The 21,538-nt window shown below is 71.1% G+C and carries 19 protein-coding genes, 1 tRNA gene and 2 pseudogenes; 11 read left to right on the top strand and 11 right to left on the bottom strand.

Features of this window, described 5'->3' with window-relative positions:
- Nucleotides 1–91: 91 nt before the first annotated feature.
- Nucleotides 92–631 carry a peptidylprolyl isomerase gene (locus K415_RS0106855; protein WP_024286339.1) on the top strand — a complete coding sequence of 180 codons (540 nt, stop codon included), beginning with the start codon at nt 92–94 and terminating at the stop codon, nt 629–631.
- A gap of 238 nt (nt 632–869) precedes the next feature.
- Nucleotides 870–1,580 carry a rhomboid family intramembrane serine protease gene (locus K415_RS0106850; protein ID WP_369795191.1) on the top strand — a complete coding sequence of 237 codons (711 nt, stop codon included), beginning with the start codon at nt 870–872 and terminating at the stop codon, nt 1,578–1,580.
- A 285-nt stretch (nt 1,581–1,865) separates the two neighbouring features.
- On the opposite strand, the gene K415_RS0106845 is transcribed toward K415_RS0106850, so the two are convergent.
- A complete protein-coding gene (locus tag K415_RS0106845; RefSeq protein WP_024286337.1) occupies nt 1,866–2,111 on the bottom strand; it encodes a cell division protein CrgA in 246 nt (81 codons plus the stop codon).
- A 123-nt stretch (nt 2,112–2,234) separates the two neighbouring features.
- On the opposite strand from K415_RS0106845, the gene K415_RS0106840 reads away from it, so the two are divergent.
- Together K415_RS0106840 and K415_RS0106830 are read left to right on the top strand one after the other, a co-directional pair.
- Nucleotides 2,235–2,978, top strand: a complete 744-nt coding sequence (locus K415_RS0106840) for a DUF881 domain-containing protein (RefSeq protein WP_024286336.1) — start codon at nt 2,235–2,237, stop codon at nt 2,976–2,978.
- A gap of 109 nt (nt 2,979–3,087) precedes the next feature.
- On the top strand, nt 3,088–3,738 hold the full coding sequence (locus K415_RS0106830) for an aminodeoxychorismate/anthranilate synthase component II (protein ID WP_024286335.1): 651 nt from the start codon (nt 3,088–3,090) through the stop codon (nt 3,736–3,738).
- Nucleotides 3,739–3,818: 80 nt separating this feature from the next.
- Here the strand turns inward: K415_RS0106830 and pknB are convergent, their stop codons facing one another.
- Genes pknB through K415_RS0106795 form a run of 7 tightly spaced genes read right to left on the bottom strand, consistent with a single transcriptional unit; the run spans nt 3,819 to nt 12,849 of the window.
- A complete protein-coding gene (pknB, locus tag K415_RS0106825; RefSeq protein ID WP_024286334.1) occupies nt 3,819–5,849 on the bottom strand; it encodes a Stk1 family PASTA domain-containing Ser/Thr kinase in 2,031 nt (676 codons plus the stop codon).
- Complete coding sequence (locus K415_RS23355; RefSeq protein WP_024286333.1) at nt 5,849–7,321, bottom strand: serine/threonine-protein kinase; 1,473 nt, start codon at nt 7,319–7,321, stop codon at nt 5,849–5,851. The genes pknB and K415_RS23355 overlap by 1 nt, the downstream gene beginning before the upstream one ends.
- Nucleotides 7,318–8,769 (bottom strand): penicillin-binding protein 2, encoded by a 1,452-nt coding sequence (locus K415_RS0106815; RefSeq protein ID WP_024286332.1) that lies wholly within the window; start codon nt 8,767–8,769, stop codon nt 7,318–7,320. Before K415_RS0106815 ends, K415_RS23355 begins: the two co-directional genes overlap by 4 nt.
- Nucleotides 8,766–10,265, bottom strand: coding sequence for an FtsW/RodA/SpoVE family cell cycle protein (locus K415_RS0106810; RefSeq protein ID WP_024286331.1), 1,500 nt, complete (start codon nt 10,263–10,265; stop codon nt 8,766–8,768). The genes K415_RS0106815 and K415_RS0106810 overlap by 4 nt, the downstream gene beginning before the upstream one ends.
- A gap of 49 nt (nt 10,266–10,314) precedes the next feature.
- Nucleotides 10,315–11,589 (bottom strand): Stp1/IreP family PP2C-type Ser/Thr phosphatase, encoded by a 1,275-nt coding sequence (locus K415_RS0106805; protein WP_051480436.1) that lies wholly within the window; start codon nt 11,587–11,589, stop codon nt 10,315–10,317.
- Nucleotides 11,590–11,601: 12 nt separating this feature from the next.
- Nucleotides 11,602–12,123 (bottom strand): FHA domain-containing protein, encoded by a 522-nt coding sequence (locus K415_RS0106800; RefSeq protein WP_024286330.1) that lies wholly within the window; start codon nt 12,121–12,123, stop codon nt 11,602–11,604.
- A gap of 9 nt (nt 12,124–12,132) precedes the next feature.
- A complete protein-coding gene (locus tag K415_RS0106795; RefSeq protein WP_024286329.1) occupies nt 12,133–12,849 on the bottom strand; it encodes a DUF3662 and FHA domain-containing protein in 717 nt (238 codons plus the stop codon).
- A gap of 200 nt (nt 12,850–13,049) precedes the next feature.
- Between K415_RS0106795 and K415_RS0106790 the strand changes: the two genes are divergently transcribed.
- The 5 genes from K415_RS0106790 to K415_RS0106770 all read left to right on the top strand — a co-directional run bounded on the left by K415_RS0106790 (nt 13,050) and on the right by K415_RS0106770 (nt 18,566).
- Nucleotides 13,050–13,132 (top strand) — tRNA-Leu (locus K415_RS0106790).
- Nucleotides 13,133–13,641: 509 nt separating this feature from the next.
- Nucleotides 13,642–14,538: a carbohydrate ABC transporter permease gene (locus K415_RS0106785; protein ID WP_024286328.1), complete on the top strand. Its 897-nt coding sequence runs from the start codon at nt 13,642–13,644 to the stop codon at nt 14,536–14,538.
- Entirely contained in the window at nt 14,535–15,458 is a 924-nt protein-coding gene (locus tag K415_RS0106780) for a carbohydrate ABC transporter permease (RefSeq protein WP_024286327.1), read from the top strand. The genes K415_RS0106785 and K415_RS0106780 overlap by 4 nt, the downstream gene beginning before the upstream one ends.
- Before the next feature lie 77 nt (nt 15,459–15,535).
- Entirely contained in the window at nt 15,536–16,900 is a 1,365-nt protein-coding gene (locus K415_RS0106775; protein WP_024286326.1) for an ABC transporter substrate-binding protein, read from the top strand.
- Between the two features lie 154 nt (nt 16,901–17,054).
- Nucleotides 17,055–18,566 (top strand): alpha-N-arabinofuranosidase, encoded by a 1,512-nt coding sequence (locus K415_RS0106770; RefSeq protein WP_024286325.1) that lies wholly within the window; start codon nt 17,055–17,057, stop codon nt 18,564–18,566.
- 63 nt (nt 18,567–18,629) lie between these two features.
- On the opposite strand, the gene K415_RS0106765 is transcribed toward K415_RS0106770, so the two are convergent.
- Together K415_RS0106765 and K415_RS0106760 are read right to left on the bottom strand one after the other, a co-directional pair.
- The gene (locus K415_RS0106765) at nt 18,630–19,436 is read right to left on the bottom strand and encodes an ABC transporter permease (RefSeq protein ID WP_024286324.1); all 807 of its coding nucleotides are present in this window, start codon (nt 19,434–19,436) and stop codon (nt 18,630–18,632) included.
- Between the two features lies 1 nt (nt 19,437).
- Nucleotides 19,438–20,373: an ABC transporter ATP-binding protein gene (locus K415_RS0106760; RefSeq protein WP_029663290.1), complete on the bottom strand. Its 936-nt coding sequence runs from the start codon at nt 20,371–20,373 to the stop codon at nt 19,438–19,440.
- 19 nt (nt 20,374–20,392) lie between these two features.
- Here K415_RS0106760 and K415_RS23350 point away from each other — a divergent pair.
- Nucleotides 20,393–20,575 (top strand): annotated as a pseudogene (locus tag K415_RS23350) (ABC transporter ATP-binding protein); the annotation flags it as partial.
- A gap of 50 nt (nt 20,576–20,625) precedes the next feature.
- On the opposite strand, the gene K415_RS0106750 reads toward K415_RS23350, so the two are convergent.
- Nucleotides 20,626–20,934 (bottom strand): hypothetical protein, encoded by a 309-nt coding sequence (locus K415_RS0106750; protein WP_024286322.1) that lies wholly within the window; start codon nt 20,932–20,934, stop codon nt 20,626–20,628.
- On the opposite strand from K415_RS0106750, the pseudogene K415_RS24580 reads away from it, so the two are divergent.
- Nucleotides 20,903–21,514, top strand: a pseudogene (locus K415_RS24580) (hypothetical protein); the annotation flags it as partial. The gene K415_RS0106750 and the pseudogene K415_RS24580 sit on opposite strands and share 32 nt — an antisense overlap.
- Nucleotides 21,515–21,538 lie beyond the last annotated feature (24 nt).

Genomic DNA, 21,538 nt, shown 5'->3' with positions numbered 1-21,538 from the left:
GCGGACGTGAAGCGGGCAGCCCGGCGGGCCCTGCTCCCATGTTGCCACCCTTGCGCTGCCCGTGCCCGGCCTGCGTGGGAGGATGTGGACCATGTTCGCGACTCTTCACACCACGTCAGGTGACATCCGCATCGAGCTCCTCCCGAACCACGCGCCCAAGACGGTGCGCAACTTCGTCGGGCTCGCCACCGGGACGCAGTCCTGGAAAGACCCCAGCACCGGTGCCGAGCGCGCCGAGCCCCTCTACGACGGCACCTTCTTCCACCGCGTGATCTCCGGCTTCATGATCCAGGGCGGCGACCCGCTGGGCACCGGGACGGGCGGCCCGGGCTACTCGTTCGACGACGAGATCCACCCCGAGCTCGGGTTCACCGAGCCGTACCTGCTCGCGATGGCCAACTCCGGCCAGCGTCGCGACCCGGTGACCGGCAAGCCGGCCGGGACCAACGGCTCGCAGTTCTTCATCTCGGTGGCACCGACCGCCTGGCTGACCGGCAAGCACACCATCTTCGGCAAGGTCGCCGACGACGCGAGCCGTGCCGTCGTGGATGCGATCGCGACCACACCGACGCGTGGCGGGGACCGACCGGTCCAGGACGTGACCATCACCTCGGTGACGATCGAGGACTGACCCGTCCCGCGAGGGACTGACCCGTCCCGCGAGGGACGACCGAGCCGGCGGCGAGAGATCGCCGCCGGCCTGGCTGTCTGGGAGACCGATGACCACGCCGTACCCCGGCGGACCCGCACCGACACCGGTGCCGGTCTGCCCACGCCACCCTGACCGTGTCTCCTACGTGCGGTGCCAGCGGTGCGGGCGCCCGACCTGCGCGCAGTGCCAGGTCCCGGCGGCCGTCGGGGTGCACTGCGTGGACTGTGTGCGCGCGGCCAGCCGCACCGCCCCGCAGGCGCGCACCGCGTTCGGCGCCCCGATGCGCGGCGGTGTGCCCGTCGTCACGACGACGCTGATCGGGCTGAACGTCGTCGGCTTCCTGCTCCAGCTCGCGGTCGGCGACCGGTTCACGAACGCGCTGATCTTCGCGCCCTCGGTGGGCGACGTCGAACCGTGGCGCTTCCTGACGTCCGCGTTCCTGCACGACCCCAGCAGCTTCCTGCACATCGCCTTCAACATGTACGCGCTGTGGGTCCTCGGGCAGAACCTCGAGCCGGCGCTCGGCCGGTGGCGGTTCGTGAGCCTCTACCTGCTGTCGGCCATCGGTGGCGCGGTCATGGTGACCCTGCTGGCGACCCCCGGTCTCGGTGGCACCTGGCAGCAGGGCGTCGTCGGCGCCTCCGGTGCCGTCTTCGGGCTGTTCGGCGCGATCCTCGTGGTCCTGCGGCGCCTAGGGCGCAGCGCCAGCGGGATCCTGGTGATCCTGGCGATCAACGCCGTCATCGGCTTCGTCGTGCCGAGGATCTCGTGGGAGGCCCACCTCGGTGGGCTGCTCGTCGGACTCGTCCTGGGCGGCGCGTACGCCTACGCGCCCAAGGCGCGGCGCCGGACGATCGGCGTCGGGGCGACCGTCGGTGTCGGCATCCTGCTCGTGGTCCTGGCGGCGCTCAAGTACGCCACGGTCTGAACTACACCGGTGTAGTTATCCACAGAGATGTCCACCGCTGGGGAGAACTTTCGGCGCGCGGCCAGGCTCCTGCGGCGCATCGGGACCTCCTGCGGCGCATCCGGACCGGGCCCGGCGCATCCGGGCGGATTCCGGGCAGGGCCCCGGACGCACGAGTGCCCACCGGCGGACCGGTGGGCCGTGGTCGAGATGTGCGCGCCGGCGCTCCGGGGCCGGGCGAGCCCGGTGCGAGCAGGGGCACGGCGGCAGCAGCCGGGTGGTCGCCCAGATGGGGGACCGTGGGCGTCAGTGCCAGCGCGTGGTCAGGCCGAACCCGGCGATGATCATCACGAAGCCGATGGCGAGGTTGCCGTTGCCGATCCCCGGGATCGGGTAGTCCGCCTGGAAGATGTACGTCGCCACGATCCAGAGCAGGCCGCCCACCATGAGGGTCAGCATGGTCGGGACGAGCCAGGTCGGGTTGGTCTTGGCGACGTGCGGGGCGGGCGGCGGCACATAGGCGGGCTTCTTGCGCGACTTCGACTCGGGCACGGTGTGGCTCCTGTGCTTCGCAGGCTCGGGGCGCACGGAGCGCCCGGTGTTCTCGTCTAGCGTAGTGGGCACCGCGACGCCACCCGTCGCGCAGCACGCGCAGACCGGGACGGGAGGACACCGATGGCCGAGCGGCACCGCCGTGCGCCTCGCCCGCCCGTCTGGGGTGCGGTGGGCGTCGTGGCCGTGCTGCTGCTGGCCGGCTTCCTGTTCGCCGCCAACGCGCGGCTGGCCGACAGCACCAGCGCGCGTCACCCGCAGGACCTCGCCGGCCTGGTCGAGGCGGAGCAGGACGCCGCGGATGAGCTCGAGTCCGAGGTCGAGAGCCTGCTCGGCGAGGTGGAGCGACTCACCGACGCCCAGACGTCCGAGCTCAGCCCGGAGCTGGCGCAGGAGGCGAACCTCCTCGCGTTCGCGGCCGGTCGCGTGGCCGCGACCGGCCCGGGTCTGACGGTGCGCCTGACCGACGCGCAGCCCAGCAGCCGTCACCCGGCGTGGGTCACCAACGACTACCTGGTGATCCACCAGCAGGACCTCCAGGCCGTGATCAACGCGCTGTGGGCCGGTGGCGCCGAGGCCATGACGCTGCAGGACCAGCGGGTCATCTCCACGTCGGCCTTCCGCTGCGTCGGCAACGTCCTGCTGCTGCACGGGCAGACCTACTCGCCGCCGTACGTGGTCCGGGCGATCGGCGATCCCGAGCAGCTCAAGGAGACGCTGCTCGCGTCGCCGGAGATCCAGGAGTTCCTCGACTACGTCGACCTGATCGGCCTCGGCTGGTCCGTCACGACCGAGACCGAGCTGCTGCTCCCCGCGTACGAGCAGACCGTCGGCCTCGAGTTCGCCACGGTCCCGGAGGCGTCGTGACGGCTCCCGGTGGTGCGCGCGGTGGCCCAGGTGGCACGCTGTCGCACCTGGGTGCTCCTGCCGATCGCCCCGTCCATGCCCGTCAACGACATCACGGTGGATGAGTGAGATGACCAGGATCCTCGTCGTGGACAACTACGACTCGTTCGTCTACACGATCGTCGGCTACCTCGACCAGCTCGGGGCGCAGACAGTCGTCGTGCGCAACGACGCCGTGCCTCCGCTCGCCGAGCGCGAGGGCTTCGACGGCGTGCTGATCTCGCCGGGTCCGGGAACGCCGCGGGCGGCCGGGCAGAGCATGGACGTGATCCGCGACTGTGCGGCCGCCGGTCTGCCGATGCTCGGCGTCTGCCTCGGCCACCAGGCCCTCGGTGAGGTCTTCGGCGCGACGGTGACCCATGCACCCGAGCTCATGCACGGCAAGACGAGTGCCGTGACGCACGAGGGCGCCGGCGTGCTCGCAGGCCTTGCGTCACCGTTCGTCGCGACGCGCTACCACTCGCTCGCGGTCGTCGACGGGACGGTGCCGGACGAGCTCGTGGTCACCGCCAGGACGCTCAACAGCGACGGCACGGGCGTGATCATGGGCCTGCAGCACCGCGACCTGCCGCTGCATGGTGTGCAGTTCCACCCCGAGTCGGTGCTCACCGAGGGCGGCCACCGGCTGCTGGCGAACTGGCTGGAGATCTGTGGCCTGGTCGGCGCCGTCGAGGCATCGGCCGGCATGGCCCCGCTCGTCCGCGAGGCCGCCCACGCCTGACCGGCGCCACCCCGGACCTGTCAGACCTGTGGCCCCCGGTTGAGGGGCCACAGGTCTGACAGGGTTCGGTGCGGGTCGGGTCAGGGTGCCTGGGTGGCGTCCGGGCCTGGGCCGCTCGAGACGATGACGCGCACGGTGCTGCCCTCGTCGACGTTGGTGCCGGCGCCGGGCTCCGTCCGGATCACGAGACCCTTCGTCAGGATGTCCGCGTTGGGCTCGTCGACCTTCTCGGCGTTGAGGTTGTAGCTGCCGAGCATGCTCTGCGCGTTGGGCCAGGTCATCCCCACGACGTCCGGGACCGTCACCTGCGCCGGTGCCCGCGCGATCGCGATCGTCAGGGTGACGTCGGCGCCCTGCGGCACCGGTCCGGGGGTCCGCGACTGCCTGATCACGGTGCCGACCGGCTCGTCGCTCTCCTCCTGCGTGATCGTCGGGATCAGGCGCAGGTCGACCAGGATCTGCCGCGCCTCGGCCTCCAGCTTGCCGGTGAGGTCCACGAGCTCGACCTGGCCGGTGGACAGGATCAGGGTGATCGGGGTGTTGGGCGCGACGGACTCCCCGGCGGCCGGTTCGGTGCCGATGACGGCGTCCTTGAGCACGGAGGGGTTGTCCTCCGTGCGGGTCAGGATCTCGTCGAAGCCGAGCCCCTCGAGGGTCGCGCGGGCATCGACCTGGGTGAAGTTCGTCAGGGTCGGGATCGTCACCGCGTCGGGTCCGCCGGAGATCCACACCTCGACGGTGCTGGCCGCGGGCACCTCGCCGGCCCCGGGGTTCGTGCGGACGACGTGGCCCTCGGCGACGTCGGCGCTGGCCTCGGTCAGGGGCTTGTAGGTCAGGCCGAGGTCCTCGATCTCGTTCTGCGCGAGGCTCTCCTCCATGCCGGTGAGGTCCTTGAGCGTTACCGTCGTCGGCTCCGTCGGACCGGCAGGGTCACCCTGGGTCAGCAGCCACAGGATGCCGCCGATGGCCGCGATCGCGACCACGACGAGGGCCCAGACGACCCAACGGCGGTTCGGCTCCTCGTCCTCCGGATCGGGGTAGCGGTGCGCCGCGGGTCCGGTGGGCTCGGCGCCGACCTGGCCCCACGGGTTGGCGGCGGGGACGACCTGCGCCGGTGAGACGCCCGCGCGGATCACCTGCGTCGCAGCCGTGGCCGGGCCGCCACCGAGGCCGGCTGCGCCGGCGCCCAGAGCGCCCGCACCGAACGCGGCCGCGCCCAGGGCGCCGACGGCCGGGGCGTTGATGTGCCCGCCACGGACCGCGGACTCGAGGTCGGAGCGGAACTCGGCGGCCGTGCTGTAGCGCTGGTCGCGATCCTTCGCGAGCGCCTTCATCGTGATCCGGTCCAGGCCGTCCGGCACGTCCGAGGCGAAGGTGCTGGGCGGCTGGGCCTCCTCGCGGGCGTGCTGGTACGCGACAGCGACGGGCGAGTCGCCGATGAACGGCGGACGTCCGGTGAGCAGCTCGAACAGCAGGCAGCCCGTCGAGTACAGGTCGCTGCGGGCGTCGACCTGCTCGCCACGCGCCTGCTCGGGTGACAGGTACTGCGCGGTGCCGATGACGGCCTGGGTCTGGGTCATCGTCCCGGCGGCGTCGGCCATGGCCCGGGCGATCCCGAAGTCCATCACCTTGACCGCGCCGGTCGGGGTGAGCATGACGTTGGCGGGCTTGATGTCGCGGTGCACGATGCCCGCGTGGTGGGAGTACTCGAGCGCCGAGAGGACGCCGGTGGTGATCTCCACGGCCTCCTCGATCGGCACGGCCGCGCCGTCGCGCAGGATGTCGCGGACGGTGTGGCCCTCGACGTACTCCATGACGATGAACGGGACGTGCGCGACGCCGCCGCCGGTCGGCTCGGTGAAGACGTCCTCGCCGGTGTCGTAGACCGCGACGATCGCCGGGTGGTTGAGGCTCGCGGCGGCCTGGGCCTCGCGACGGAACCGGGCCTGGAAGGAGGGGTCGCGAGCGAGGTCCGAGCGCAGGATCTTGATCGCCACGGTACGGCCGAGGCGCGTGTCGTGGCCGATGTGAACCTCGGCCATCCCGCCGCGCCCGATGAGCTCGCCGACCTCGTAGCGGCCGCCGAGGATCCGAGGTGCGTCGTCCACCACTACTGGTCCCTCGCTGTCGTCGTCTGCATAGCCGTCGTCGGGCCACGGTTCGTGGTCCGGCCGCTGTCCTGGTCGGGCATCGGCCCGATCTTCTCACCACTGTCGCCTGGCACGGCAGAGGCGACCATCACGATCTCGTACGGGTCGCCGGTCCGGTCCGGCCCCGTCGCGCGGGACGGCCCCCAGAGCGTATCGGCGAACAGGGCGCCGAGCAGCGCAAAGAGCAGCATGAGCACGAGCACGACCAGAGGTCGGGACACCTGGCCCCACCGTCGGCCGGTCGTCGTCGAGGTCCGACCGAGGAACAGGCCCGGAGCACCGGTCGGGGCATCGGCGTCGGCGACGGTGACCGGCGGCGGTGCCGGTGGCGCGAAGACCGGTGGCACGGCCGCGGTGCGGCGTCCGGCGGACTCCTCGATCGAACGTCCCGGCACGACTGTCGCCCGGGTACCCACCCCGGGCGTCGGCGGCCGCGCGTCGGTGGGTTCGTCCTCGAGGCTGCCGAGCGCCGGGCGCTCGGGGTTGCCCGAGGCACCCTGGCCCGACGTCCCCGACGGGGCGCTGCCCCCGGCGGCCGCAGCCGACGCCATGCCGTCGAGCACGTCGACCGCCCGGGCGTGCCGGCCGTACGCCAGCGGGGTCCCACCGGGAGGCGTGCGGTCGAGCATCCCGTCGAGGGTCCGGGCGAGCGACGCAGCCGACCGCGGACGCTCCTCGGGGTCCTTGTCGAGCATCCGCATGACCAGCGCCGCGAGCTCGGGCTCCACGTCGGTCGGCATCGGCGGGACCGGTGTGTTCACGTGCGCGACGGCGATGTCGACGGCGGTGGGACCGGTGAACGGTCGGTTCCCGACCAGGGACTCGTAGGCGACGATGCCGAGCGAGTAGATGTCGGACGCAGGGGTCGCGGCCCGGCCGATCGCCTGCTCGGGCGAGAGGTACTGGGCGGTGCCCATGACCATCCCGGTCGCGGTCATCGGGATCTGGTTGCTGGCTGTCGCGATGCCGAAGTCGGTGATCTTCACCCGGCCGGAGCGGGCCAGCAGGATGTTGCCGGGCTTGACGTCCCGGTGGATGACCCCGGCCACGTGCGCGGCGTGCAGGGCCCGCGCGGTCTGGGCGAGGATCGGCAGCAGCCGTCGGGTGGGCAGGACGGGCTGGCGGTCCAGCAGGTCGGACATCGGCTCGCCGAGGACGAGCTCCATGACGAGGAACCCCGAGCCGTCCTGCTCGCCGTAGTCGTAGAGCTGGGCGATGTTCGGGTGCGAGAGCTGGGCGCTGTTGCGGGCCTCCGCCCGGAAGCGCTCGAGGAACCCGGCGTCGCCCGCGAACTCCTCGCGCAGGACCTTGACCGCCACGTCCCGGGCGAGGGACTCGTCGTGCGCGACCCACACCTCGCCCATCCCGCCGACGGCGATCCGCGAGACGAGTCGGTAGCGCCCACCGAGGGCGATGTCGGCGATCGGCTTCATCGGGCGAGCACCGCCTCGATGACGGCCCTGGCGATGGGTGCAGCGACCTGGCCACCGGTGGCCTCGCTACCCATCGCGCCGCCGTTCTCGACGACGACGGCGATGGCCACCCGCGGGTTGTCGGCCGGCGCGAAGGCCGTGAACCAGGCGTGCGGTGCGACGTCCTCGGTCGTCTGCGCGGTACCCGTCTTGCCCGCGACCTGGACGCCGGCGATCTGGGCCGCCTGGCCGCTGCCGGAGGCGACGACGCCGACCATCATGTCCCGCAGCGCGGCGGCCGTGACCGACGAGATCGGCCGGGACAGCTCGGTCGGGCTGGTCTCCGAGACGACCGTCAGGTCCGAGCTGCGGACCGACTGCACGAGGTAGGGCCGCATCTGGACGCCGCCGTTGGCCACGGCCGCCGAGACCATGGCCATCTGCAGCGGCGTCACGCGCACCTCGTACTGGCCGATCGCCGACATCGCCGTCTGGGGTGCGTCCGGGTCGGCCGGGAAGTGGCTCTCGGCGACCCGCATCGGCACGTTCAGCGGGGCGTCGAAGCCGAAGGCCTCGGCCTGCGCGCGCAGGGCGTCGTCGCCCAGGTCGAGGCCGAGCTGGCCGAACGCCGTGTTGCACGAGATGCGCAGCGCGTCGGCGAGGCTCAGCGTGCCGGTCGGGCTGCAGGCGGCGCCGCCGAAGTTGCCGAGCATCGCCGAGGTCTGCGGCAGGTCGAGCTCGACCGGTGCGGCGAGCTCGGTCTGCGGCGTCATCCCCGACTCCAGGGCGGCGGCTGCCGTGATCAGCTTGAAGGTCGAGCCCGGCGGGTAGGTGGTGCCGGCGATCGCGCGGTTGGACATCGGGTTGCCCTCGGCGGCCTGCAGCGCCGTCCACGCCTCGTTGACTGCGGCGGTGTCGTGGCCGGCGAGCACGTTCGGGTCGTAGCTCGGCTTCGAGACCATGGCCAGGATCGCCCCGGTGGTCGGGTCGATCGCCACGACGGCTCCGCGCTGATCACCCAGGGCGTCCCACGCGGCCTGCTGCACGACCGGGTCGATCGTCAGCTCGACCGCAGCCCCCTGTGGCTGGCGGCCCGTGATGAGGTCCTCGAGGCGGGCGTAGAACAGGGAGTCGGCCGAGCCGTTGAGCTCGGTGTTCATCCATTCCTCGATGCCGTCGCGGCCGTAGACGACCGAGTAGAACCCGGTCACCGGTGCGTAGAGCTCGCCGGCGGTGTAGGCGCGCTGGTAGCCGAAGGGGTCGTCGATCGGGGTCGAGGCGGCGATCGCGTTGCCGCCCACGACGATCGGCCCGCGTGCGTTGCCGTACTCGCGGTACAGGGTGCGGACGTTGCGCGGGTCGAGGTTGAGGTCGCCGGCCTGGACGAACTGGACCCAGGTCGCACCGCCCATCAGGGCGAGGAACATGACGACGACGACTGTCGCGAGACGACGCAGCGGAGTGTTCATCGGTCGAGGTCACCGACGTCGATCAGCTCGGTCGCCTGGTCGTCGGAGCCTGCCGCGACCGGAGCCGTGCCGCGTTCGGCGCCGGCGCCCCCGACCGGACGCGCCGCGCCCGAGTCGCCGGAGCCGGGCAGCTCGACGATGCCGATCGTGCCGGTCGCACCCGCGGGTCGACGGGCGCTGTCGGAGATCCGCAGGAGCAGCGCGACGATGACCCAGTTGGCCAGCAGCGACGACCCCCCGTAGGCGAGGAACGGCATGGTCAGACCGGTCAGCGGGATGATCCGGGTCACCCCGCCGACCACGACGAAGCACTGGAACGCCACGACGAAGGACATCCCGCCGGCGAACAGCTTGCCGAAGCCGTCGCGGACGCCGATGGCGGTGCGCAGGCCGCGCTGGGCGAGCACCAGGTAGCACACGAGCACGGCGAGCAGGCCGGTCAGACCGAGCTCCTCGCCGAGGGAGGCGACGATGAAGTCGGACTCCGCGAACGGCACCAGGTCCGGTCGGCCCTGGCCCCAGCCGGTGCCGAACAGCCCGCCGCTCGCCATCCCGTACAGACCGCGGACGAGCTGGCCGGAGCCGCCCGGCGACGCGTTGAACACGTTGTCGTCCAGGGCGTGCAGCCAGGCCTCGAAGCGTGCGCCGACGTGGCTGAACGCCTTGGCGGCGAGCGCGGCTCCGCCGACGAAGAGCGTCATGCCGATGACGACCCAGCTGAGCCGCTCGGTGGCCAGGTACAGCATCCCGACGAACAGCCCGAAGAAGAGCAGCGAGGTGCCGAGGTCGCGCTCGAAGACCAGCACGCCGAGCGAGACGGCCCAGGCGAGCAGGATCGGACCGAGGTCGCGCGGTCTCGGCAGCTGCAGGCCGAGCACCTTCGGGCCAGCCAGGGCGAGCGTGTCGCGCGTGGTGACCAGATACCCGGCGAAGAACACGGCGAGCGCGATCTTGCCGATCTCGGCGGGCTGGAAGGAGTTGCCGGCGACCCGGATCCAGATCTGTGCCCCGTTGATCTCCGCGCCCAGCCCGGGCACCAGAGGAAGGACGATCAGGACGAGGCCGGCGATCATCGCGGTGTAGGTGTAGCGCCGCAGGGTCCGGTGGTCGCGCAGCAGGATGAGCACGGCTGCGGCGAGCACCACCCCGAGGGCGGTCCAGCCCATCTGCCGCTCGGCGAAGCTCGACTCGCGGCCGCGCAGGCCGTACGCGAAGTCGATCCGGTAGATCATCGCCAGCCCGACGCCGTTCAGTGCCACGGCGACCGGCAGGATCACCGGGTCCGCGAAGGGCGCCCGCCAGCGCAGCACCAGGTGCAGCCCGACGGACAGCGCGACCAGGCCGGCGCTGTAGCCGAAGATGTCGGCCGGCATCGTCCCGGCGGTGGCGAGACCGACGAGGGCGTAGGCACCCACACCGATGCTCAGGGCGAGCACGAGCAGGGCCAGCTCGAGGGACCTGCCGGCACGGACCCGGTGCGGAGCGACGGTCGCCATCACCGGGCCCCACGCCGGGAGCGGGCGGCGGCGCGAGGGGCGGCCGTCGTCACGACGATCCGTCCGCCTCGGTCTCGAGCTGCGCCACGCGGGCGCGGGCGTTCTCGAGGTCGCTGGCCCGGATCGTCTCGGCCAGCCGGTCCTGCACGTACCCCGGCAGGTCCGCGACCGCCGCATGGCTGGTCTCGACGACCTCGGACAGGTCGAGCGGCCCGAGCGACTGCGGGATGCCGCGGTAGACCGCGACCCGCCCGTCGTCGATCCCGACGTAGTACTGGTCCTGGGTCCAGCCGTAGCCCAGGTACGCGCTGTAGCCGATGCCGCCGAGCACCAGGAGGGTGACCGCCGACCAGACGACGCGCCGCAGGGTCCGGGAGGGCTCGGGCTCCTCCTCGTCGGTCCGGGGGGTCGGCGTCCGGTTCTCCGGCTTGCCGGCGGCGTCCGCCTCGGCGTCGCGGTCGGCACGGGCCCTGGCGGAGTGCGCCGCCGCCCGGGCCGCCGCACCCTGGCCACCGACGGTCGGCCGGTGCCGGTCGAGGGCGGCCGCGCCGACGACGTGCGACGTCGTGCTCGGTGCGGCGCCGTCGGGCAGCGCGTCGACCTCGACGACGTCGCCGAGCACGACCGTCACGTTGTCCGGTGCGCCACCGCGCAGCGCGAGCTGGACGAGCTGGTCGGCGCACGCGTCGATGTCGGCCACGTCGCGCAGCGTCTCGGCCATGGTGTCGGCGCTGACGACCCCGGACAGGCCGTCCGAGCACAGCAGCCAGCGGTCACCCGCGCGCGCCTCGCGGACGGACATGTCGGGGACGATCTCCATGTCGAAGTCGCCGAGCACGCGCAGCAGGACCGAGCGCTGCGGGTGGTGCTCGGCCTCCTCGGCGGTGATCTTCCCGGTGTTGACCAGGTGCTGGACGAACGAGTGGTCGGTGGTCACCTGGGCGAGCTCACCGTCGCGCAGCAGGTAGGCGCGTGAGTCGCCGATGTGCGCCATCGCGAGCTTGTTGCCCGAGCGGAGCAGCGCCGTGACCGTGGTGCCCAGACCGGCGAGCTCGGGGTCCTCCTCGGCGCGGGCGAGCAGCTCGTCGTGGGCGGCGGACAGCGCGTTGCCCAGCTCGGCCAGCGCATCGTCCGGTCCGTGCGCCTCGTCGTCGAGCGGGGCGAGGTGCGCGACCGCGACCGAGGAGGCGACGTCGCCGCCCGCGTGGCCACCCATGCCGTCGGCGACGGCGAGCAGGTGCGGCCCCGCGTAGGCGGAGTCCTGGTTGTTGGACCGGACCAGACCGACGTCGGAGCGCGCGGCGTACCGCAGGGCGATCGTCACGGGCGCCTCCCCCTACCTCTGCAGCTCGAGGGTGGACTGGCCGACCCGGATCGGGACGCCGACGCTGACTGCTGTCGGCTGCGCGATCTTCTCGCGGCCGACGAAGGTGCCGTTGGTCGAGCCGAGGTCCTCGACGAACCACCCGCCGTCCTGCGGGAAGACCCGGGCGTGCCGCTGCGACGAGTAGTCGTCGTCGAGCACGAGGGTGCAGGACGGTGCACGGCCGATCAGGATCGCCGAGGACGCGAGCGGGAGGGTCGTGCCGCGCAGCGGGCCGGCGGTCACGACGAGCCGGCGCGCTCCGACCTCGCGCCGCGGGAAGGGCGCCGAACGGCCGACGGCGGCGGACGGCGGTGCGGGCTGCGTACCGGCCGGCGTGGCCGTCCCCGATCCGGACGACGTGCGACGCATCCGGCGGTTGACGATCTTGGTGCCGTACAGGTCCCGGCGCAGGACGCCGATGGCTGCGAGCACGAAGACCCAGAGCAGGACCAGGTAGCCCAGCCGCAGCAGGGTGATCGTGAGCTCACTCATGCTCGGCGATCACCTGTCCTCGTCCTCCGACCCGGCGTCGGTGCCGGTCCAGAACATGATCCGGGTGCGACCGATGGTGATCGTGTTGCCGTCGACGAGGGTCGCGGCGGGGACCTGGTGGCCCTCGACGTAGGTGCCGTTCGTCGAGCCGAGGTCGCTCGCGACCACGCCGTCCGGCGTGACGCGGATCTCGAGGTGGCGCCGCGAGATGCCCGGGTCGTCGACGATGATGTCGGCCTCGCTGCCGCGTCCGATGACGGTGACCGGTCCGGTGAGCAGGTAGCGCTGACCGTCGATGTCCACCAGGGGGTGCCGCGGGCTCGCCGCGACGCTCGTCGCCGGGGCGACGGCCCCGCGCACCGTCGCGCTGCGCACCTGGAACCGGCCGGTCTCCAGCTCGTCGTTCTGCACGAAGCTGACGGTCACCGGCCCGACGAAGGCGTAGCGCTGGTGGGTCGCGTGATCCGTCACGTTGGCCGCGAGCTCGTCGGCCAGCGGCTCGGCCCCCCAGGACTCCACCTGCTGGTGATCGGCGGACGAGAGCTCGATGGTGAACTCGTTCGGCACGACGGTCCGGTCACGCCCGACGACGGCGGCACGGTCGTCGACCTCACGGCGCAGCGCGCTCGCGAGCTCGACCGGCTTGACCTCGCTGCGGAAGGCCTTGGCGAAGGCTGTGCTGACGACGCGTTCGACGCCCTTCTCGAACTTGTCGAGAACTCCCATGCCACCTCCTCGCGTCTGCTCGTGCTTCACTCGGCGGGTGCTGAGCCCGTCGACCGCGTCGTTGCTGGATGGCGGGCCGGCGGGTCCGCCGACCCAGCCGACCAGAGGTCCGGACCTGATCGTATCCGCCGAGAGGCCTCTCGGCGGCCTCTCCACGCTCCTCAGGGGGCTCCGGAAAGCGTGCTAGCCTTCTGCGGCGCGCGCGAGTGGCGAAATGGCAGACGCGCTGGCTTCAGGTGCCAGTGTCCGCAAGGACGTGGGGGTTCAAGTCCCCCCTCGCGCACAGAAGCCTGGGGAATCCCCCAGGACGAGCAAGAGCCGGGGGCCTCAGGGTCGCCGGCTCTTCGCCGCTCTGGGCACGACCGGCAGCCTCTGCTCACATCCCCCGGACAGCCCGCTGGGGCCCCGCCGGCCCGACACCCGCCCACCGAGGTACGTGTCCACGGACGCTCCACACCCTTGCAGGCAGGCGATCCGGGAAGTATGGTCATCCCGACGTTAGCGCTAACATCGGCTGATCGAGCAGGGCCACCTGACCACCGGGTACGGCCGCTCGACCGCCGGGAGCGCCGGCGCCACCCACGTCGACAACGAGGACGACGGCTTCGGGGAGGTAGGCATGGCACGACGTCGAGTTCGGCGAGGGGCCCTCCGTGCCTCGAGTCTCGCACTGCCCATGATCGGTCTGCCGGGTTCCGGTCGCCGCCTGTGGTGGTCGGACCAATCAGCGCGTGGCGGGCCCTCGACTGGCGCCGAGCCAGCGCGGTGCGTGTCCCAGAAGAAGGACGTGCGATGAAGAAGTTCCTGTACTCGCCCAAGGTGGCTCCCTACGTCTTTGTGCTCCCCTTCGTGCTCACCCTGGCGATCTTCTGGGTGAGTCCGCTCATCAAGTCGGGGATCATGAGCGGCCAGCACATCCTGCCGGGGCAGGTGGAGAGTGTCGGGCTGCGGAACTTCGAGCGGCTCCTCGGTGACCGCCTGTTCTTCCTCGCGCTGGGCAACAGCCTGAAATACATGATCTTCACGCTGCTCATCCTCATCCCCATCCCGCTCCTGCTGGCGGTGCTGATCAACTCGAAGCTCGGCAGCGAGCGGTTCAAGGGCATCTTCAAGTCGCTGCTGTTCATCCCGGCGCTGACGTCCGTCGTCGTCGCGGGCATCATCTTCCGGCTGATCTTCAGTGAGTCCGACTCGGCGCTGATGAACCAGCTGATCGGGATCTTCGGCGCCGAGCCGATCAAGTGGCTGAAGGAGTCCAGCACCGGCTTCCTGGCGCTGCTGACGATCGCGAGCTGGCGATGGACGGGCGTCAACATCCTGTACTTCATGGCCGGCCTCCAGGCGATACCCACCGACTACTACGAGGCGGCCTCGATCGACGGGGCGTCGTCCTGGCAGAAGTTCTGGCACATCACGCTCCCGCAGATCAGGCCGACCTCCGTGTTCGTCCTCACCATCAGCGTCTACGCCGGCCTGGCGATGTTCATGGAGAGCTTCATGCTCTGGGGCGGCAACAACTCCCCGCAGAACATCGGCCTGACGATCGTCGGCTACCTGTACCGGCAGGGCATCGAGAAGAACGACCTCGGCTACGCGTCGGCGGTCGGTGTGGTGCTGCTCGTCCTCGTGCTGGCCATCAACATCCCGCAGCTCATCGCCACCGGCACGTTCAAGAAGGAGGAGCGATGACAGCGCCGACGTCCCTCAAGACCCCTCGGGGCGGGGCCGGCCTCGAGGGCGGCCGGCGCACGGTCACCGACGAGGGCAAGGCGGCGCGGCGCCGTTCGGTCAGCGCCTCGACGCTGATGACCATCCTGTTCCTGGCGATCATCGTCCTGGTCCTCATCCCGCTCTGGGCGATCTTCGTGGGGACGTTCCAGGACGGCAACATGATCATCCGGAACGGCCTCAACCTCGGGATCGACTTCTCCCAGGCCGGCCTGCAGAACTACGTGATGCTGTTCACCGACTCGGGCAGCTACTTCCGCTGGTTCCTCAACAGCACGCTCGTCACGCTCGTCCAGGTGGTCCTGACCCTGGCCATCAGCTCGTTCGTCGCCTACGGGTTCGCGATGTACGAGTTCCGGTTCAAGAACACGCTGTTCATCAGCGTGATCCTGCTGATGTCCGTGCCGTTCGAGATGCTCATGCTCCCGCTGTACATCCAGATCAACGACATGCACCTGCAGGACACCTACGTCGCGGTGATCGTGCCGTTCCTGGCGCACGCCGTGACGATCATGTTCTTCCGGCAGTACCTGCGGGGCATCCCCAAGGAGATCGTCGAGGCGGGGCGCATCGACGGCGTCACGGAGTACGGGATCTTCTTCCGGCTCATCCTGCCGATCGCCAAGCCGGCCTTCGCGGCGATGGCGATCCTCAACGCCATGGGCAGCTGGAACAACTTCCTGTGGCCGCTGCTCGCCCTGCGCAGCCCCGAGAACTACACCCTGCCGATCGGCCTCAACACGCTCATGACGCCGTACGGCAACAACTACGAGCTCTTGATCGTCGGGTCCTTCTTCTCGATGCTCCCGATCTTCGCGCTGTTCCTCGCCTTCCAGCGGTTCTTCATCGAGGGAATGACCGCAGGCGCAGTCAAGGGCTGAGCGGCCCGCCGCCTGGCGAGGCCCCACCAACGCAGCGTCTGGCAATGGATGCTGGCAAACCAGAAAGGATTACAACGATGAAGATGAGGAAGCCCATAGCGGCTGCGCTGACGGCCTGGCTGGCCGTCGCCGCGCTCGCTGCCTGCAGCACCGGCGGCGACGCCGAAGGCGGCGGCGACGAGACCGCCGACGAGGGTCAGGTCATCACCCAGGCGCCGGTCGAGGGCGCCACGCCGCTGGAGCTCTGGACCTTCGTCGAGCTGCACGGCACGTACTACACGACGATGGCCGACAAGTGGAACGAGCTGAACCCCGACAAGAAGGTTCAGATCAACGTCAACGTGCTGCCGTACGACGACATGCACAACAAGCTCCAGATCGCGCTGACCTCGGGTGAGGGCGCTCCGGACATCGCCGACATCGAGGCCGGCAAGTTCCCGCAGTTCGTCACGGGCACCCCGGCGCTCATGGACCTGACCGAGGCCGCGGCGCCCTACGTCGACGACATCGTCAAGGCCAGGCTCGACCTGTTCTCGAAGGACGGCGCGCTCTACGGCATGGACTTCCACGTCGGCGCGACGGTGGCCTTCTACAACACCGAGCTCCTCGAGGCCGCGGGCATCGACTACACGACGATCAAGACCTGGGACGACTACTCGGCGGCCGGCGCGGCGTACTACGACGCCACCGGCAAGTACTTCGGCACCGTCGACACGTCGGCCAGCTGGCAGGAGGGCCTCCTGCTCGCCCAGCTCGGCGGCGAGTACTTCACCGAGGACGGCAAGGTCAACGTCGACAGCCCCGAGCTGACCCAGGCGATGGAGATCCTCAAGGGCCTCCAGGACGCCAACGCGGCAGCGGTCCCGCCGGGCGGCCAGCCCGACACCGAGGAGGCGTTCGGCGCGTACAACAACGGCGACTTCGCCGCCGCCGTCATGCCGTTCTGGTTCACCTCGCGCTACCTGGCCTACATGCCCGACTCCGCCGGGAAGATCGCCATCGCTCCGCCGCCCACCGTCGACAACCCCGTCGTCGTCTCGGTCGGTGGCGGTGGCACCGGTACGGCCGTCGTCAAGGACGGTCCGAACGCCGAGCTCGCGGCCGAGTTCGTCGCATGGGCGAAGCTCTCCTACGAGGGCAACGTCGAGACCTGGAACCTGCTCGGCTTCGACCCGCTCAACACCACGGTGTGGGAGGACGAGGCCATCACGCACAACCCGGACAACAAGTTCGTCCAGTACTTCAAGAACAACCCGTTCGATGCGCTGCTCGAGATCAAGGACAGCATCGGCAACCTGACGTCGTACTCGAACTCCGCGATGCCGTCGGTGAACAACCTCCTGAACACCGAGACGCAGAACAGCATCTTCGAGGACGGCATGCCGATCTCGGACGCACTCGCCCAGGCCCAGGCGGACCTGGAGAACGAGCTGGGTCAGTAGGCACCGTGACGCACGGCGTCTGAAACACCCCGAAGGCGGGACGACCGGGCTGGGCCCGCGGGCACTCCTGGTCGTCCCGTCGTCGTCGGCGGGCGCACCGCCACGGCACGACACCTGGCACAACCGACTCGACACTGCTGAGGAAGTACCAACAATGACGACAACCCGCATCATCGTGGACCCGGCCTTCGTGGTGGGACCCGTGCGCAGGCGGACCTTCGGCTCCTTCGTCGAGCACCTGGGACGGTGCGTCTACACCGGCATCCACGAGCCCGGGCACCCGAGTGCCGACGAGTCCGGCTTCCGCACCGACGTGCTCGACCTCGTCCGGGAGCTGGGTGTGTCGACAGTCCGATACCCGGGCGGCAACTTCGTCTCCGGCTACCGCTGGGAGGACGGCGTCGGCCCGCTCGACCAGCGGCCGACGAGGCTGGACCTGGCGTGGCACTCGACGGAGCCCAACACCTTCGGCGTCGACGAGTTCATGGCGTGGTGCCGCAAGGCCGGCGTCGAGCCGATGATGGCGGTCAACCTGGGCACGCGCGGCATCGCCGAGTCGCTCGACATCCTCGAGTACTGCAACATCGCCGGGGGCACGACCCTGTCCGACCAGCGGCGGGCCAACGGCGGCACCGAGCCCTACGGCGTGACGATGTGGTGCCTCGGCAACGAGATGGACGGGCCGTGGCAGGTGGGGCACAAGACGCCCTACGAGTACGGGCGGCTCGCCGCCGAGGTCGGCCGCGCGATGCGGATGGTCGACCCCGACCTCGAGCTCGTCGCGTGCGGCTCGTCGTCCAGCGACATGCCGACGTTCGGCGAGTGGGAGCGGGTCGTGCTGTCCGAGTCCTACGAGATCGTCGACCTCGTGTCGGCGCACGTCTACTACTACGAGGAGGACGGCGACCTCGGCTCCTTCCTCGCCTCCGCCGTCAACATGGACCACTTCATCGAGGGTGTCGTCGCCACGGCCGACGCCGTGCGCGCCGCCAAGAAGCTCGAGAAGCGGATCCACATCTCGTTCGACGAGTGGAACGTCTGGTACCAGAAGCGGGTGGAGTCCAAGGTCCCCGAGGGCGACGACTGGCCGGTTGCGCCGGTGCTCCTCGAGGACAGGTACAACGTCGCCGACGCGGTGGTGGTCGGGAACCTGCTCATCTCACTGCTGCGGCACACCGACCGGGTCCACGCGGCGTCGCTGGCGCAGCTGGTCAACGTCATCGCGCCGATCATGACCGAGCCCGGCGGGCCCGCGTGGCGCCAGACGACGTTCCACCCGTTCGCGCTCACGGCGCGGTACGCCAAGGGCGACGTGCTCACGGTGCCGATCCAGGGTGAGACCTACGAGACGAAGAAGTTCGGCCTCGTGCCACTCGTCGACGCGGTCGCCACGCACGACGCGGATGCCGGTGAGGTCGCGGTGTTCGTCGTCAACCGCTCGACGACCGGTCCGACCCCCGTCGACGTCGACCTGCGCGCCTTCCCGGGCGCCCGGGTGGTCGAGGCGGTCGAGCTGTCGAACCCCGACCACACCTGGCAGGCGACCGCTGCCGACTCGACCTCGGTGGCCCCCAGGCCACTGGCGGGCGTCACCCTCGACGACGGGCAGCTGCACGCCGTCCTGCCCCCGGTGTCCTGGGCGATGATCCGGATCGCCACCCGCTGAGAGTCGTCGTCGCCGGTCCCACGGGCGACTGACCGCGCCCCGACCCGTCCGGTCGGGGCGCGGTCAGGTCCAGCGGAACAGCCGCGCCGCGAGCGGCACGAGCACGGCGGTCCAGACCGCCAGCACGAGCAGCTCGATGCCCGGGAAGCGGCCCTCGTACCAGCCGGCGGCGAGCGCCTGCGACGCCGCACCGAGCGGGGTGAACCGACTGATCGTCTGCACGACCTCGGGCATCAGCGGGAGCGGGAACCAGACCCCGGCGAAGAACAGCGAGGTCATGTAGACGAGCATGCCGGCACCTGTCGACGCGCCGGCGGTCGGCGCGAGTGCGGCGATGAGCGAGCCCACGGACATCGAGGCGGCCGCACCCACGACGAACGCGAGCAGCGTGACCCCCACGTCCTTGGGCATCCCGATGTCCAGCACGAGCGCCCCACCCGCCACCGCGAGGCCGGACGCCACGACGAGCATGCCGATGTTCACCAGCAGCTGGGCGACCAGCAGCCGTGACGGCGGTATGGGCGTCGTCGACAGACGCCGCAGGACGCCCTTCTCGCGGTAGGCGCCCATGGTGGGCGGGAAGGTCGAGTAGGCGACCGTGCCGATGGCCAGCGCCAGGACGATCGGCGTGTAGCCGGTGATCGCCGTGACCTGGGACAGGACGGGGTCGGTCTCGCTGAACGGCTCGTCGGCCCACGGCATGAGCAGGCCCAGGCCGAGCAGCAGCACGGCCGGGAAGAACAGACCGAAGAACACGTTGGCCGGTTCGCGCAGGTACAGCCGGCCCTCCGACGCGGTGAGCGCCGCGAGGACGCGCGGGCTGCGGGCCGTCCCGGTGGCACGGGGACGGCCGACGGTGGTGGTGGTCATCTCAGGCCTCCCTTCCGGCAGCGCCGGCGGTGACGATGGACACGAACGCCTCCTCGAGTGAGCCCTGCTCCACGCGGAGGTGCTGGGGGCGCAGACCCGCGCCGGTGACGGCGAGCACGACGTCGACGGCCATCTCGGCGCCGCGCACCTCGTAGTCGGTGCCGCTGACGGTGACCGCCGCCACGCCCGGGAGCCGCTCGAGCAGCCCGGCGGGCAGTGCCTCCCGAACGGTGAACCGGACGGTCTGGGCGGTGGTGCGGGCGGCCAGCTGCGCCGGGGTGCCCTCGGCGACCACCCGACCGGCGTCGATGAGCAGGACCCGGTCGGCGAGCCGCTCGGCCTCCTCCATGTAGTGCGTGACCAGCAGGATCGTGACGCCGCGGTCGCGGATCCGCTCGATCACCCCCCACGTCTCGCGCCGCGCCTGCGGGTCGAGGCCCGTGGTGAGCTCGTCGAGGATCGCCACCTCCGGGTTCCCGACGAGCGCCAGCGCGACCGAGAGCCGCTGCTTCTGGCCGCCGGACAGCCGGCGGAACTGGGTGTCGCGTCGATCGGTGAGCCCGAGGTCGCGGATGAGGTCGGCCGGGTCGGCGGGCTTCGCGTAGAACGACGCGTACAGGTCGAGCGCCTCCTGCACGGTGATCTTCGCGGGCATCTCGCTCTCCTGGAGCTGCAGGCCGAGCCGCTCGCGGAGAGCCGGGCCGTCACGCTGCGGGTCCAGGCCGAGCACCCGGACGTCGCCGGCGTCCGGCACCCGCAGACCCGCGATCATCTCGACGGTCGTGGTCTTCCCGGCGCCGTTCGGGCCGAGGATGCCGACGATCTCGCCCTTCTCGACGGTCAGCGAGACGTCGTCGACGGCCACCTTGGTGCCGTACGTCTTGCGCAGGTGCTCCACCTGGACGACCGGTGGGGCGACAGTGCCGGTCCTGGTCACGGTTCGGTCCTCTCGAGGGGTCCTGGTCGACGAGCCCACCGCTGCACTGGACCGCAGGCGCAGCCACGAGGTCGTCGGGCTGCTGGCACGCGAGACGCACGAGTTCGGGGTGGCGACGGTGATGGTCACCCACGACCATGACGTGCTCGAGCACTGCGACCGCGTCCTGGAGATGATCGACGGACGACTCACCACGGCGTAGGGCGCCGGCCGGTGACGGGTACGGCGTGGGGCAGGGCGTCGGGTACGGCGTCAGCTCTCGGCGCGGACCAGCCGCAGGTGACGACGTCGGCCCGCGGGGCCTGTCTCGGCTCCCGACGCGTCCTGGGGGCGCGGGGGACCGACCAGGATCTGGCCGGTGACGCCGAAGGCGCGGGCGATGAGCGTGGCGATCGGGAGCGGCTCACCGTAGGCGTCGGGGTCCGTCGGGTCGAGGGCCTCGCAGCCGGCCGGGCCCGCGGACTGCGACCCGTCGAAGCTCCGGGGCTCGGGTCCACGGCTCTCGGGCAGGCGGGTCTCGCCGTCGCGCATGCGACGCCGGAACACCATCACCTCACCCATGCCTTCAGATTCGGCGTTCCAGCCCCGGAACCGAAGCCCTACCGCGGGTGAAATCCCCCGAGCAGCAGACTCGCGGGCGCGCGGAGCGGATCGGGGTCCGACAGCTCCCGCGCGAGGAGGCCGGTACGGTCGGGGGGTGCGGGTGCTGGAGGTGCTGGCGGCGTCGCCGCTGCTGACGATCTTCGTGGTCGTGGCGCTGGGGACCGCCCTGGGGGCGGTGCCGATCGGGCCGGTGCGGTTCGGGGCGGCCGGTGCGCTGTTCGTCGGGCTCGCCCTCGGTGCGGCCGACCCGCGGCTCGGCGAGGGACTCGCCCTGGTCCAGACCCTCGGTCTCGCCCTCTTCGTCTACACCGTGGGCCTCGCGGCGGGCAGCACCTTCTTCCGGGACCTGCGACGACAGCTCCCGCTGATGGCGGTCGGGATCGCCGTCCTGGTGATCGGTGGCACGACGGCCGTGCTGGTCGGACGGTTGGTCGGCCTGAGCCCCGAGCTCGGCGCGGGTGCCTTCACCGGGGCGCTGACGTCCACCCCCGCGCTCGCGGCAGCGACGGCGGCGACCGGCAGCCAGGAGCCCGCCGTCGGCTACTCCCTCGGCTACCCGATC

Origin of the sequence: Cellulomonas sp. KRMCY2 (assembly GCF_000526515.1) — a bacterium.
Taxonomy (GTDB): Bacteria; Actinomycetota; Actinomycetes; order Actinomycetales; family Cellulomonadaceae; genus Actinotalea.
The sequence above is the reverse complement of the archived record's forward strand: the minus strand, read 5'-3'. Positions and strand labels throughout refer to the sequence as shown.

Excerpts from the sequence above, each read along its gene's own strand:
- K415_RS0106855 (WP_024286339.1), top strand. The coding sequence starts at position 92 with ATGTTCGCGACTCTTCACACCACGTCAGGTGACATCCGCATCGAGCTC.
- K415_RS0106840 (WP_024286336.1), top strand. The coding sequence starts at position 2,235 with ATGGCCGAGCGGCACCGCCGTGCGCCTCGCCCGCCCGTCTGGGGTGCG.
- K415_RS0106830 (WP_024286335.1), top strand. The coding sequence starts at position 3,088 with ATGACCAGGATCCTCGTCGTGGACAACTACGACTCGTTCGTCTACACG.
- K415_RS23355 (WP_024286333.1), bottom strand. The coding sequence starts at position 7,321 with ATGAAGCCGATCGCCGACATCGCCCTCGGTGGGCGCTACCGACTCGTC.
- K415_RS0106815 (WP_024286332.1), bottom strand. The coding sequence starts at position 8,769 with ATGAACACTCCGCTGCGTCGTCTCGCGACAGTCGTCGTCGTCATGTTC.
- K415_RS0106810 (WP_024286331.1), bottom strand. The coding sequence starts at position 10,265 with ATGGCGACCGTCGCTCCGCACCGGGTCCGTGCCGGCAGGTCCCTCGAG.
- K415_RS0106800 (WP_024286330.1), bottom strand. The coding sequence starts at position 12,123 with ATGAGTGAGCTCACGATCACCCTGCTGCGGCTGGGCTACCTGGTCCTG.
- K415_RS0106795 (WP_024286329.1), bottom strand. The coding sequence starts at position 12,849 with ATGGGAGTTCTCGACAAGTTCGAGAAGGGCGTCGAACGCGTCGTCAGC.
- K415_RS0106785 (WP_024286328.1), top strand. The coding sequence starts at position 13,642 with ATGAAGAAGTTCCTGTACTCGCCCAAGGTGGCTCCCTACGTCTTTGTG.
- K415_RS0106780 (WP_024286327.1), top strand. The coding sequence starts at position 14,535 with ATGACAGCGCCGACGTCCCTCAAGACCCCTCGGGGCGGGGCCGGCCTC.
- K415_RS0106775 (WP_024286326.1), top strand. The coding sequence starts at position 15,536 with ATGAAGATGAGGAAGCCCATAGCGGCTGCGCTGACGGCCTGGCTGGCC.
- K415_RS0106770 (WP_024286325.1), top strand. The coding sequence starts at position 17,055 with ATGACGACAACCCGCATCATCGTGGACCCGGCCTTCGTGGTGGGACCC.
- K415_RS0106765 (WP_024286324.1), bottom strand. The coding sequence starts at position 19,436 with ATGACCACCACCACCGTCGGCCGTCCCCGTGCCACCGGGACGGCCCGC.
- K415_RS0106750 (WP_024286322.1), bottom strand. The coding sequence starts at position 20,934 with ATGGGTGAGGTGATGGTGTTCCGGCGTCGCATGCGCGACGGCGAGACC.